The following is a 13,036-nucleotide window of genomic DNA, read 5'->3' as shown; positions in this document are numbered from 1 at the left end:
TCCGGCCATCCTGGGGCACATGCTGTGGAACGGCGGCCCCGCGTTGTTTTTCGGGGACTTCTTCCTGTTCTACTTCCTGCTCCAGGTTCCGTTCTTCGGCGCGGCGGTCACCGGGGTGTGGCTGCTGCGCCGCGCGGAGCAGCGCCTGACCCTGCAACGGCTTTCCGAATACGCCATGGCGGGCTGGTTCACCCCCGCAGAAGTGCGGATGCTGGCCACCGGCGCCGGCCGCCGCCAGGCCATGGGCTGGGCACGGGCCACCGGGGCGGCACCGCACATGAAGGAGTTCATCCGGCGTGCCACCCGCCTGGCATTGACCCGGCAGCAGATAGCCTCCGGCCGGGATGTCAGCGCCAACATGGAGTATGAGCGGACCCTGCTGGGTGAACTCACCGGCATCCGGACCACCATGCTGGCCGGGCAGGCCCTCCAGGCCAGGTGAAACCCTGCAGCCCAGGTAAAACCCTCCAGCCCGGGTGAAACCCGCAGCCGAAGTGAAACGGCTGGAAACGCAGAAAAGACCGGCCCCGCGGGGCCGGTCTTTTCTGGATGCTTGGATCCTGGCTAAGCCAGCAGGGAGGGCTTCAGTTCCTGCAGCCGTCCGAGCAGGCCGTTGATGAAGGCCGGTGATTCGTCCGTGGAGAGTGCTTTCGCCAATTCCACGGCTTCGCTGATGGCCACCTTGTCGGGAACGTCGTCGTTGTAGAGAAGTTCCCAAGTGCCCAGGCGGAGGATGATGCGGTCCACCGAGGGCATGCGATCAAGCGTCCAGCCCTGCGAATACGTGCTCAGGAACTCATCGATCTGCTCCTGCATCGCAACCACGCCTTCCACCAGGTCCATGGTGTAGGGGTTGATGGTCTGGTCGGTCTTTTCGCGGCGGGCCCGAATGGCATCGAAGGCAGAAACCGAACGCTGTTCGGCTTCGAAAAGGACCTCCAGTGCCCGGGTCCGTGCTTTACTGCGTGCACTCACTCGTTAACGCGTCCCAGGTAGTCGCCGGTGCGGGTGTCGACCTTGACCTTGGTGCCCTGCTCCAGGAACAGCGGCACCTGGATCTCGTAGCCGGTCTCGATCGTGGCGGGCTTGGTGCCGCCGGTGGACCGGTCGCCCTGCAGGCCCGGCTCGGTGTACGTGATCTCCATGGTGACCGACGGCGGGAGTTCGATGTACAGCGGCGAACCCTCGTGGATCGCGATGGTGACCATCATGGACTCCATCATGAAGTTCGCGTTGTCACCGACGATCTTGCCGGGGACCGTGAGCTGGTCAAAGTCGGAGGTGTCCATGAAGACGTAGTCTTCGCCGTCCTGGTACAGGTACTGGTAATCGCGGCGGTCCACCGTGGCGGTCTCGACCTTGATGCCGGCGTTGAACGTCTTGTCCACTACCTTGCCCGAAGTCACGTTGCGCATCTTGGTACGGACGAACGCACCACCCTTGCCCGGCTTCACGTGCTGGAACTCGATGATGCTCCAGAGGTTGCCTTCAAGCTTCAGCACGGTGCCGTTCTTGATGTCGTTGGTCGTCGCCACAGTTTCTCTTCCGTTGTTCGTCAGTCGTTAGTCAAAGTACGTTCGTTAGTCAAAGTACGTTTTATTCAAGTCCGTCGACTATTCTACCCGCTCGCGCAGAACCTACAGGCTGAGGCGGATTCCGCCCTGCGGCTCGGAGGCGATCTCCTGGTAGGCCGCGAACAGCAGCGAGGTATCCGGCACCTCCAGCATGGACGGTTTCGCCAGTCCGTCCAGCACCACGAAGCGCAACAGGTCCCCGCGGGACTTCTTGTCCCGGCGCATGCCGTCCAGCAGGGCGGACCAACGGTCCTTGCGGTAGGTCACGGGCAGCCCCAGCGAGGAGAGGATCTCCTTGTGCCGGTCCGCAGTCGCGTCATCCAACCGGCCCACCGTCCGTCCCAGTTCCGCGGCGAAGACCAGGCCAACGGACACTGCCGCGCCGTGCCGCCACTGGTAGCGTTCCGCCAGCTCGATGGAATGGCCCAGGGTGTGCCCGTAGTTCAGGAATTCCCGCCGGCCGGATTCGCGCAGGTCCGAGGAAACAATTTCCGCCTTGACCCCGATGGAGCGTTCCACCAGTTCGCGCACGACGTCGGAAGCGCCGTCGGCCACTGCCTCCGGGTTCGCTTCGACCAGGTCCAGGATGGCAGGGTCGGCGATGAACCCGCATTTGATGACCTCGGCCATGCCGCTGAGCAGCTCGTTCCTGGGCAGGGTGGCCAGGGCGTCCAGGTCCGCCAGGACCCCGGCGGGCGGATGGAAGGCGCCCACGAGGTTCTTGCCTTCGGCGGTGTTGATGGCGGTCTTGCCGCCCACGGCCGCGTCCACCATGCCCAGCAGGGACGTGGGGATGTGCACCACTTTAATGCCGCGCAGCCACGTGGCGGCCACGAAGCCGGCCACGTCGGTGACCGCTCCGCCACCGACGGCGACAATGGCATCGGACCGGGTGAAATCGTTCTGGCCCAGGACCTGCCAGCAGAAGGACGCCACCTGGATGTGCTTGCCCTCTTCGGCGTCCGGGATCTCCGCGGTGACGGCGGTCAGGCCCGTGGCGGCGAGTTCGTCGCGTACGGTATCGCCGGTGGTGCGCAGGGCGCGCGGGTGGATCACCAGGACGCGGCGCACGCGCTCACCCAGCATGTCCGGCAGCCGGCCAAGCAGGCCGTTGCCTACGACGACGTCGTAGTTCTCTGCGGGGTTGGTGCCGGTCACCGGGATGATCGTGGGGTCGGAGGGCATCTAGTCTTCTCCTTTGATGAGGACGGAAGTCAGCCGGTCAATAATGGCCGGAACGGTAAGTCCCCTGGTGTCAATGGTGATGTCGGCCAGGGATTCGTATATGGGACGGCGGATGTCCGCCAGTTCCTGCCAGCGCCGGACCGGGTCCGGTGCGAGCAGGGGACGGTGGCCTGCACGGGTGATCCGTGGAAGCACGGTGGCAAGGTCCGTATCCAGAAACACTACAGTGGCGCGGCCGAGCAGTTGCTGGGTCCCCGAGTCCAGCACGGCGCCTCCGCCCAGGGAAATCACGGTGGGCACGCGGGCTTCAAGGGCAGCGGCAACGGTCCGCGCTTCGACCTCGCGGAAATAGTGCTCACCGTACGCGCTGAAAATGCCGGCAATGGGACCGTACCGTGCCACGACGGCCTCGTCCGTGTCCAGGAAGGGCATTCCCTGGCGGGCAGCGAACCCGCGTCCGACGACCGACTTCCCGGCCGCCATAAAGCCCATCAGGACCAGGTGCCGGTCGAGCCCGCTGGACCTGTCGCTCCTAGGGGACATCGGTACCGGCGGATTCCAGCGGCTGCGGAATGGCGGCCAGGTAGGCGTGCAGGTTCCGTGCAGTTTCGGGCACGGAATCGCCGCCGAACTTCTCGATCACGGCTTCGGCCAGGACCAGCGCCACCATGGCTTCGGCAACCACGCCGGCAGCGGGGACCGCGCAGACATCCGACCGCTGGTGGTGGGCCCGGGCCGGTTCGGAAGTACTCACGTCAACGGTGCGCAGCGCCCGCGGCACGGTGGCAATGGGTTTCATTGCGGCACGTACCCGCAGCAGTTCGCCGATGCTCATGCCCCCTTCGATGCCTCCGGCGCGGTTGCTTGATCGGACCACGCGGCCCTCGGCGTCCTGCAGGATTTCGTCGTGGGCAGCGGAGCCGCGGCGGGTGGCAGTGAGGAAACCGTCCCCTACTTCCACGCCCTTGATGGCCTGGATGCCCATCAGGGCGCCGGCGATGCGGGCGTCCAGCCGGCGGTCCCAATGAACGTAGCTGCCCAGTCCCGGCGGCAGGCCGTAGGCCAGCACCTCCACCACTCCCCCGAGCGTCTCGCCCTCCTTGTGCGCGGCATCGACTTCGGCCACCATGGCCGCCGAGACGCCTGCATCGAAGCAGCGCATCGGGTCGGCGTCGAGCGCGTCGACGTCGGCCGGGAGCGGCAAGGCCGAGTCGCCCGGCGCCATCACACCGGCGATGCCCACGGTGTGGCTGACCAGTTCAATGCCCAGCTGCTTCAGGAAGGCAGAGGCGACGGCGCCAAGCGCCACGCGGGTGGCGGTTTCCCTTGCGCTGGCGCGTTCAAGGACGGGACGGGCTTCGTCGAAACCGTACTTCTGCATACCGGTGAAATCAGCATGCCCAGGACGGGGACGGGTGAGGGGCGCATTGCGTGCAGAGTTGGCCAGGACCGCCGGATCCACCGGATCGGCAGCCATCACCTGTTCCCACTTGGGCCATTCGGTGTTGCCGATCTCGATGGCGACCGGGCCGCCCTGGGTCTTGCCGTGGCGGACGCCGCCCAGGATGCGCACGGCATCCTGTTCAAATTTCATTCGGGCGCCGCGGCCGTAACCGAGGCGGCGACGGGCAAGAGCAGCGGAGATGAGGGTGCTGTCCACCTCCACTCCGGCAGGGACACCTTCAACAATTCCAACCAAAGCAGGGCCATGGGACTCACCGGCGGTCAACCAACGCAACATGCTTTCAATACTGCCATGCCCGGCGTGGGCGTTCAGCGCCGCGGGATTCGCACAGCGTCACACATGGCGTTTATGACGCCGGGTTCGTCGAAGAACGCGTCCCCGGTAAACAGTTTTACCTGCTCCACGGCCTGGTAAAGCAGCATCTCGATGCCCGGCACCACCGTTCCGCCGAACCCGGACCAGACGGACGCGATCCGGCTTGGCCATGGGTCGTACGCGGCATCCAGGAGGATGGCGTCCTGCCGGACTTCGGAGATTGCGTCCGCGAGGCCGTCTGCACCGTGCGGCGGCAGCGTGCAGATTACGACGTCGGCCGCCTCGCAGGCTGTGGCTGCCTCCTCCCACGGCCGCGGGTGCACGGCAACGCCGGTTGCGTGGCCTGCCTCCAGCACCCCTGCCTGCCCGGGGGCAGGTACCGGGAAGCGTCGGGCGCAGACCACCGTTTCGGACGGGTCCAGCCGCGCCAGTGCCGCAACAGCGGCGCACGCGGTTCCGCCCGCGCCAAGCACCACGGCCCGCGCTCCGGAACCGACTCCGGCGTACCGCAGGGCGCCGACAATGCCGGCCACATCGGTGTTGTGGCCGGTCAGGACCGTGCGGGAGCCTGTCCGGGAGAAGGTCACGGTGTTCAGCACTCCGAGCGCCTTCACCAGCGGCCCGACCTCGTCCATCTCCTCCGCCATGACGGCCTTCAGCGGCATAGTGACGGACAGACCGGTCCAGCCCTCCTGCCCGCGGAGGGAGGCCGCGAATCCCGCGGCCTCCTCAACACGGAGGTCTATCGCCTCGTAGCTGCAGTCGAACCCCAGATGGTTGTACGCGGCCTGGTGCAGCCGGGGTGACTGGGAATGGCTGATCGGATGCCCCAGCACGGCTGCGCGCCGCGGGGCGCTATCCACCGCTAACCACACCGCCCGGCTTTTTGGGTACTGCACCAGTTCTGGTATTCCTCGACGTACTTGGCGTGCTCGGCGAGGGTGGAGGAGAACTTGGTTTCGCCGCTGTCCAGGTTGACGGTGACCCAGTAGTAGTACGGGACGTCATCAGGGTTGGCCGCTGCCTCAATGGCCTCCCGGCTCGGGGAACCGATGGGACCGACGGGCAGGCCGGGGTTGGCGTAGGTGTTGTACGGGTTGGATTTGTCCGCCTTTTCCTCCGCGGTGAGTTCATAGCTCTTGCGGTTCAGGCCGTACGTCACCGTGGCATCGGACTGGATCAGCCCGTTGGTTTCCTTGTTGTCCGGGCCCAACCGGTTCTCGATGGAGCCGGCGACGGCACCGTAGTCAGCCTCCCCGGCCTCGGCCTGGATGATGCTGGCCTTGGTCAGGATCCGGTACTGCTCGGCGGGATCGGTAATACCGGCCGCTTCGAGTTCAGCGAACGTGTTATCCACCATCTCGGTGATGATCTCGGTGGCGTCCTTTTCGACGTCGAACCGGTATTCGCCCGGATGCAGGTAGCCTTCAAGGCTTACTGCTTCCTCCGGCAGGCCGAACTGCTGCGGGTCCGCGGCCAAGGCCTGGAACTCAGAAAGCGGGATCCGGGTGGAGGTATTCAGGACTTCGAAGACCTCGCCCTGGCGCAGGTCGCGTGCCACTGCCGCGTAATGCACCTGGCTGCCGCCGTCCCCGAGCAGGGCATCCACGGCAGCGGAGGAGGACATCTGGTATTTCATTTCGTACGTCCCGGGCTGGATTTCCCGTCCGTCCGACTGGGCGGTGAAGGCGTTGACGAATTCCTTGGACGTGGCGACGATGTCTTCGGCTTCGAGCTTTCCGCCGATCAGCAGCGGGCCGTCACCTTCTGCCACGGTGAACGCCACGGTGCCGTTGCCTGCACCCTCGTAGTCCTGGATCTCGTTCATGCCCAGCAGGTCCCGCAGGAACATGATGAGGCCGAAAACCACGCCTGCGAACACGGCCAGCACGGTGACCATGATGATGGTGCGGCGACGGCGGCGGCGCTGCTTTTCACGGCTCGGCCGCTGGCTCCTGCGGCTGGGAAGGTCCGAGGGCTCCTCAAAGAACACGCCCACGGGGAGTTCATGACTGCCGCCCTGTCGGGGCCTGCGGTCAGGCTCCGCCATGGCCGGGTACTCGGGATATCTGTGGCTCACGGCGTATTACCGCTTTCGCGCTCGATGTCCTGCGAAATTTCGAACTCCTCGGTCGGGGCCGGCACCCCGCCGCTTTCGCGGCGCGGCCGGCGCAGTGTAACCAGCTCCCCTACGTCCCGGTTCAGGGATCGTTGTGTGTCAATAGACTGCTGCAGAATCGCTACAGCAGCCGCTTGATCAACCACTGTACGGTGATTCCGGCTGTTCATTCCAGCTTCGCGCAGGGAACGGTGCGCGGAGACCGTAGTCAGGCGTTCGTCCACCAACCGCACCTGCTGTTCCTGGCCGGCGTCGGCCAGGGCCCGGACCAGCGCCTGCGCGTAGTCCCGGGCCATCTGGGTGGAGGCGGTTTCGCCGCCGCCCAGGCTGCGGGGCAGGCCGACAAACACTTCGACGGCACCCCGCTCCGCAGCTTCCCGGACCACCACGCGGATGTCGCTGTTCTTCTTCGCGTCCCGCTTCAGCGTCCTGACCGGCATGGCCAGGACGCCGTCGGGGTCGCTGGCGGCGAGGCCGACCCGAACCAGGCCGACGTCGACACCCAGCTTCACCCCGTGCAGACCACTCAAGTCAGCTCCGCCCGGCCACGGCTTCGCGGATCGCCGTGAGGGCAGCTCCGATCCTGCCGGCATCGGAGCCGCCGCCCTGGGCGACGTCGTCCTTGCCGCCGCCGCCGCCGCCAAGCACGCCGGCGGCAACCTTGACGAGGGCACCGGCCTTGACGCCGGCGCCGCGGGCGCCTTCGTTGGTGGCGACAATCACTACGGGACGGTTGTTGGAGACACCGGCGACAGCCACCGCTGCGGGTTCGCTGCCCAGGCGGGAACGCAGGTCAAGGGCCAAGGTGCGCAGGTCATCCGCTCCCCCGACCTCGCCGGCATTGTGGGCCAGGAGCCGGACGCCGTCTACATCCACTGCGGTGCCTACGAGGGCGGCGGCGGAAGCGGCCAGCTGCTCGCGGCGCAGCTTTTCGAGTTCCTTCTCGGTGGACTTCAGCTTGGCCAGGGTGGCAGCGAGGCGGTCCGGCAGCTGCACCGAAGGGACCTTGAGCATCTCGGACAGCTCATTCACCAGTGCGCGCTCGGCGGCGAGGTGGCGGAAGGCGTCCATGCCCACGAAGGCTTCGACCCGGCGGTTGCCGGATCCGACGGACTGCTCGCCCAGCAGGGTCAGGCTGCCGATGCGGGAAGTCGAGGCCACGTGGGTGCCGCCGCAGAGTTCGCGGGACCAGTCGCCGTTCATTTCCACGACCCGCACGGTGTCACCGTAGGCTTCGCCGAACAGTGCGGTGGCGCCCAGTGCCTTGGCGTCCGCCAGGGACATGACCTTGGTCTCCACCTGGTAGTTGCTGCGGATCGCGAGGTTGGAGACCTCTTCGATTTCGGACTTCGCGGCGTCGGAGAGACCTTCGCCCCAGGAGAAGTCGAAGCGCAGGTAGCCGGCCTTGTTGAAGGAGCCGCGCTGCAGCGCTTCCGGGCCGAGGATCTGGTGCAGGGCCGCGTGCACGATGTGCGTGCCGGAGTGCGCCTGCTCTGCCTCGTGGCGGCGCTGGGCGTCGACGGCGGCCAGCACGTTGGCGCCGGCAGCGATCTCGCCTTCGCGGACAATCGCCTTGTGCACGCTCAGCCCCTTGACCGGGCGCTGGACGTCCTGCACCTCGAGGACGAAGCCGTCACCGGTGATGAGGCCGGTATCGGCGGCCTGCCCGCCCGCTTCGGCATAGAACGGCGTCGAGTCCAGCACCAGGGAGATTTCGGAACCCTGCCCGGCGTATTCCACCCGGGAGTTCCCCGAAATGATGCCGCGGACCTTCGATTCGGTCTTCAGCTCGTCATAGCCGGTGAATACTGTGGAGCCGGCGGCCAGCAGTTCGTTGAACACCGACATATCGGCGTGCCCGTGCTTCTTCCCGCGGGCATCTGCCTGGGCGCGCTTGCGCTGCTCGGACATCAGCGAGCGGAATCCGGCCTCGTCGACCTTCAGGCCCGCTTCCTCGGCCATTTCCAGCGTGAGGTCGATGGGGAAACCGTAGGTGTCGTGCAGGGCAAACGCTTCTTCGCCGCTCAACGGAGCTCCGGCGGCCTTGGAAACCTTGACGGCCTCTTCCAGGCGCTCGGTGCCGGAGGCGATGGTGCGCAGGAACGCCTTCTCCTCGGCATAGGCGATCCGGCTGATCCGGGCGAAGTCGGCTTCAACCTCGGGGTACGTGCCCTTCATGGCGTCGCGGGAGACGGGCAGCAGTTCGGGCAGCACGGCGGTGTCCACGCCCAGCAGGCGCATGGCGCGCACGGCCCGGCGGATGAGGCGGCGCAGCACGTAGCCGCGGCCTTCGTTGGACGGGCTCACGCCGTCGGAAATCAACATCAGGGCGGAGCGGATGTGGTCGGCCACCACGCGCATCCGGACGTCGTCCGTGTGGTGCGGGTCCGAGGGGTCTTCGGAGCTGGTGTAGGTCTTGCCGGAGAGCTCGGCGGCCTTGTCCAGCACCGGACGGACCTGGTCCGTCTCGTACATGTTCTCCACGCCCTGCAGGATCATCGCCAGGCGCTCCAGGCCGAGACCCGTGTCGATGTTCTTCTGCGGCAGTTCGCCGGCCACGTCGAAGTCCGTCTTGGAGCGCACGGCGGAGAGCTGGTACTGCATAAAGACCAGGTTCCAGATCTCGATGTAGCGCGTCTCGTCTACTGCCGGGCCGCCCTCCTGGCCGTAGGCCGGACCGCGGTCGTAGTAGATCTCGGAGCAGGGGCCGCCCGGGCCTGCCTGTCCGGTGTTCCAGTAGTTGTCTGCCTTGCCGGTCCCGATGATGCGGTCATTCGGGATGCCGATCTTGTCCCGCCAGATGGCGCGCGCTTCGTCGTCGCGCTCGTCGCCGTCTTCGTAAACGGTGACCCAGAGCCGCTGCGGGTCCAGCCCGTAACCGCCCTTCTCGACGTCGGAGGTCAGCAGTTCCCAGGCGTAGGTGATCGCTTCTTCCTTGAAGTAGTCACCGAAGGAGAAGTTGCCTGCCATCTGGAAGAAGGTGCCGTGGCGGGCGGTCTTGCCCACTTCTTCGATGTCCGCGGTGCGGATGCACTTCTGCACGCTGGTTGCCCGGCTGTACGGCGCCTTTTCGCGGGCGGTTAGGTAAGGGATGAACGGCACCATGCCGGCCACGGTGAACAGCAGCGAGGGATCGTTGGAGACGAGCGACGCCGAGGGCACCACCGTATGTCCCTTATCGCTGAAGTAATCCAGCCAGCGGCGTGCAATCTCGTGGGACTTCATGGTGGTTCTATACCCTTCCGGTAATGGTGTTTCAGCAGGCAGGTGGAGCTGCGTGCGTAATGCTGTGCTGCCAGTGACGAAGAAGTGCGGCGCTTAGCGGCGCGTGGACCTCAGGGTCTCGGCAACGTTGTCGGAGTTGTCCAGGCCCAGGGCGGCACGCAGCTCGCCCTCGCGCTGGCCCATGCCTTCACGCAGGGCTTCGGCGAAGCTCTGCACGGCACCGGCTGCGGAATCCACCGCACGGTTGATCCCCGCCTGGCTCAGGCTGGTCTTGGCCTCGGAAACCCGGCGGACGGCGATTACGCCGATGGCAACGCCAATGGACATCCAAAATACGCGCTTGATCATGGCTGGCTCCTGTAGTTGTTGGTGTGCTTAGCGGCTGCGCCGGCCACGGCCGGCGGTCCTGCGGGAGGCGAGGGCGGAACGTACGCCGTAGCTGAACGCCGAGACCTTGATCAGCGGGGAACCCACGGTGGCGGCCACCAGGGAGGACAGAGCGGACAAGTTGGCCGATGCGTCCGAAACGTTCGAGGAGATGCCGTCCACCTTCTGCAGCTGCAGGTTGGTGGTGGACACCGTGGTGGTGACCTCGTCGATCAGCGGAGTGGTCTCCTCGCTGAGCGTACGAATGGCGCCGCGCATCTCGTCGAAGACCTTCCCCAGTTTCCAGACGGGAACGGCCAGCAACGCGACCAATACGGCAAACACACCGGCCGCGATCAGACCGGCTATATCTCCACCCGACATGGGACTCCTTCTTGCGCAAAAATTCGTGGTTCGCATCGCCGTGAACGGCTCTGCCCGGAAGTCCCCGCCTGGATACGGCGAAAGACTCCGGTATGTACCTTACCTACTGCAACGCCGCGGCACTTACTTTTGCCGTGTACGCCACGAAAGGAGGAATACTGCCCCGGATAACGGAACAGCCCGCGGCACAAGGCCGCGGGCTGAACAGTAAACGGAAAAGTTTCCGTTATTAGCGTGCGTAGTATTCCACCACGAGCTGCTCTTCGCAGGTCACGGGGACTTCCGAGCGCTTCGGGCGACGCACGAGGCGTGCCTGCAGCTTGTCCAGGGAAACATCGAGGTAACCCGGAACGGCGGGCAGGACGTCGCGGTGGGCGCCGGCTGCGGCAACCTGGAACGGCGTCATGGTCTCGCTGCGCTGGTGCACGTGGATGAGCTGGCCTTCGGAAACGCGGAAGGACGGGCGGTCCACGCGGGCGCCGTCAACCATGATGTGACGGTGCACAACCAGCTGGCGGGCCTGGGCGATCGTGCGGGCAAAGCCGGCACGCAGCACGAGTGCGTCGAGACGCATTTCGAGCAGTTCGATCAGGTTTTCACCGGTCAGGCCGGCGGTACGGCGGGCTTCTTCGAAGACACGGGTCATCTGTGCTTCGCGGATGCCGTACTGGGCGCGCAGACGCTGCTTTTCGCGCAGACGTACGGCGTAGTCGCTGTCCTGCTTGCGACGGGCGCGGCCGTGCTCACCCGGGGGGTAAGGCCGACGCTCGAAGTACTTTGCTGCCTTGGGGGTCAAAGCAATGCCGAGGGCGCGCGATGCGCGTGCCTGCCGGCGTGCACGTGTGTTGTTAGCCACGTTCACCTTTCACTGTTTGGCGGTTTGGCCACGGCGGTAGTACGTGCCGTGACTGCTGCGAAATATGCTGGCCTCCATTAGGGAGAGCTCCGGCCAACCGCTGCCGTCTGCTACAGCCGAGGGTGTCGAAATCGACAACCGGCTTGCCAGTCAACCATCAATGCTAACACGCACTGCGGGGCCCGCCGGCAGGAACAGCCGGGGCCGGTCAGGACTTCTCGCCCCGGATGATTCCCCGCAGCCGCTCCAGCCTGGCGGAAATGTCGCGCTCCACTCCGTTGCCGGTGGGTTCGTAGTAGTTTTTTCCGACCAGGTCATCCGGCGCGTACTGCTGGCGTGCGACGCCGTGCGGGGAGTCATGCGAATAGATGTACCCCTTGCCGTGTCCCAGCTGCTTCGCGCCCGGGTAGTGGGCATCGCGCAGATGGGACGGAACGCCCTGCCCGCGTCCGGCCCGCACATCGGCGATGGCCGCGTTGATGCCGTTGTAGGCAGCGTTGGATTTCGGTGCGGTGGCAATATGCACCACCGCCTCGGCCAGGATGATCCGCCCTTCGGGCATGCCGATCAGCTGGACGGCCTGGGCGGCCGCGACGGCGGTCTGCAGCGCGGTCGGGTCCGCCATTCCCACGTCCTCCGATGCCGAGATGATCAACCGCCGGGAAATGAACCGGGGGTCCTCCCCCGATTCCAGCATGCGGGCCAGGTAGTGCAGGGCGGCGTCGACATCGGATCCCCGGAGGGACTTGATGAACGCGCTGGTGATGTCGTAGTGCTGGTCACCCGCGCGGTCGTAGCGCAGCGCCGCAACGTCCAGTGCCTCTTCGGCGTGTCTCAGGGTCACTTCGGGAATATCGTCGTCGTCCGCTTTTTCGGAGTAGGCGACGCCGGCGGCGGCCTCGAGCGCGGTCAGGCCGCGGCGGGCGTCCCCTGCCGCCAGCCGGACCAGGTGCTCCAGCGCCTCGGAGCTAAGCGTGACCCGTCCGGCCAGCCCCCGTTCATCCTCGACGGCGCGTTGGAGCAGGGCGGCGATGTCCTCCTCGGTCAGCGGTTTCAGTGTCAGCAGCAGCGACCGGGACAGCAGCGGGGAAACCACGGAGAAGGACGGGTTTTCCGTGGTGGCTGCCATCAGGACCACCCACCGGTTTTCCACCCCGGGCAGCAGGGCATCCTGCTGGGCCTTGTTGAAGCGGTGGATCTCGTCCAGGAAGAGGATGGTGGTGACGCCGTGCAGGTCCCGGTCCGTCAGGGCCTGCTCCATGACCCGGCGGACATCCTTGACGCCGGCCGTGATGGCGGAGAGTTCCACGAACTTGCGCCCGGCACCCCGGGCGACGACGTGCGCCAAAGTGGTCTTGCCGGTGCCGGGCGGCCCCCACAGCATGACCGAAGAAGGTCCGGCGGGATTGCGTTCATCGGCGAAGGAAGCCAGCGTGCGCAGCGGGGAGCCGGGGCCGAGCAGGTGCTGCTGTCCCACCACCTCGTCCACCGTGCGCGGGCGCATCCGCACAGCCAGGGGGCTGCGCGGCCGCACTCTCGTGCCCGGG

13 protein-coding genes and 1 pseudogene are annotated in these 13,036 nt (G+C 66.2%); 1 reads left to right on the top strand and 13 read right to left on the bottom strand.

What is annotated here, in order from left to right; translation table 11 throughout:
* Positions 1 to 442 (top strand): annotated as a pseudogene (locus LJ760_RS14035) (PrsW family intramembrane metalloprotease); the annotation flags it as partial.
* A gap of 122 nt (positions 443 to 564) precedes the next feature.
* On the opposite strand, the gene nusB reads toward LJ760_RS14035, so the two are convergent.
* The 13 genes from nusB to LJ760_RS13970 form a co-directional block, all read right to left on the bottom strand.
* Positions 565 to 975 (bottom strand): transcription antitermination factor NusB, encoded by a 411-nt coding sequence (nusB, locus tag LJ760_RS14030; RefSeq protein ID WP_227921364.1) that lies wholly within the window; start codon positions 973 to 975, stop codon positions 565 to 567.
* Positions 972 to 1,535 (bottom strand): elongation factor P, encoded by a 564-nt coding sequence (gene efp / locus LJ760_RS14025; RefSeq protein WP_227911484.1) that lies wholly within the window; start codon positions 1,533 to 1,535, stop codon positions 972 to 974. Before efp ends, nusB begins: the two co-directional genes overlap by 4 nt.
* A 102-nt stretch (positions 1,536 to 1,637) precedes the next feature.
* Complete coding sequence (gene aroB / locus LJ760_RS14020; RefSeq protein WP_227921362.1) at positions 1,638 to 2,759, bottom strand: 3-dehydroquinate synthase; 1,122 nt, start codon at positions 2,757 to 2,759, stop codon at positions 1,638 to 1,640.
* Positions 2,760 to 3,302, bottom strand: coding sequence for a shikimate kinase (locus LJ760_RS14015; RefSeq protein WP_227921360.1), 543 nt, complete (start codon positions 3,300 to 3,302; stop codon positions 2,760 to 2,762). It lies immediately after the preceding gene.
* Positions 3,292 to 4,500, bottom strand: coding sequence for a chorismate synthase (aroC, locus tag LJ760_RS14010; protein ID WP_227921359.1), 1,209 nt, complete (start codon positions 4,498 to 4,500; stop codon positions 3,292 to 3,294). The genes LJ760_RS14015 and aroC overlap by 11 nt, the downstream gene beginning before the upstream one ends.
* 32 nt (positions 4,501 to 4,532) lie before the next feature.
* On the bottom strand, positions 4,533 to 5,402 hold the full coding sequence (locus LJ760_RS14005; protein ID WP_227921358.1) for a shikimate dehydrogenase family protein: 870 nt from the start codon (positions 5,400 to 5,402) through the stop codon (positions 4,533 to 4,535).
* A gap of 2 nt (positions 5,403 to 5,404) precedes the next feature.
* The gene (gene mltG / locus LJ760_RS14000; protein WP_227921355.1) at positions 5,405 to 6,619 is read right to left on the bottom strand and encodes an endolytic transglycosylase MltG; all 1,215 of its coding nucleotides are present in this window, start codon (positions 6,617 to 6,619) and stop codon (positions 5,405 to 5,407) included.
* Complete coding sequence (ruvX, locus tag LJ760_RS13995; RefSeq protein ID WP_227921352.1) at positions 6,616 to 7,188, bottom strand: Holliday junction resolvase RuvX; 573 nt, start codon at positions 7,186 to 7,188, stop codon at positions 6,616 to 6,618. The genes mltG and ruvX overlap by 4 nt, the downstream gene beginning before the upstream one ends.
* A 1-nt stretch (position 7,189) precedes the next feature.
* Positions 7,190 to 9,883 (bottom strand): alanine--tRNA ligase, encoded by a 2,694-nt coding sequence (gene alaS / locus LJ760_RS13990; protein WP_227921350.1) that lies wholly within the window; start codon positions 9,881 to 9,883, stop codon positions 7,190 to 7,192.
* A 93-nt stretch (positions 9,884 to 9,976) separates the two neighbouring features.
* The gene (locus LJ760_RS13985) at positions 9,977 to 10,231 is read right to left on the bottom strand and encodes a hypothetical protein (RefSeq protein ID WP_227921347.1); all 255 of its coding nucleotides are present in this window, start codon (positions 10,229 to 10,231) and stop codon (positions 9,977 to 9,979) included.
* A gap of 27 nt (positions 10,232 to 10,258) precedes the next feature.
* Positions 10,259 to 10,633 carry a DUF948 domain-containing protein gene (locus LJ760_RS13980; RefSeq protein WP_227921340.1) on the bottom strand — a complete coding sequence of 125 codons (375 nt, stop codon included), beginning with the start codon at positions 10,631 to 10,633 and terminating at the stop codon, positions 10,259 to 10,261.
* A 229-nt stretch (positions 10,634 to 10,862) separates the two neighbouring features.
* Positions 10,863 to 11,489, bottom strand: a complete 627-nt coding sequence (rpsD, locus tag LJ760_RS13975) for a 30S ribosomal protein S4 (RefSeq protein WP_104054795.1) — start codon at positions 11,487 to 11,489, stop codon at positions 10,863 to 10,865.
* Between the two features lie 208 nt (positions 11,490 to 11,697).
* Positions 11,698 to 12,993, bottom strand: coding sequence for a replication-associated recombination protein A (locus LJ760_RS13970; RefSeq protein WP_442860653.1), 1,296 nt, complete (start codon positions 12,991 to 12,993; stop codon positions 11,698 to 11,700).
* Positions 12,994 to 13,036 lie beyond the last annotated feature (43 nt).

It is taken from the genome of Arthrobacter sp. zg-Y895 (genome assembly GCF_020731025.1).
In the GTDB taxonomy this organism is placed as follows: Bacteria; Actinomycetota; Actinomycetes; order Actinomycetales; family Micrococcaceae; genus Arthrobacter_B.
Note: the sequence above shows the minus strand (reverse complement) of the source record. Positions and strands in the feature narration are given on the sequence as shown.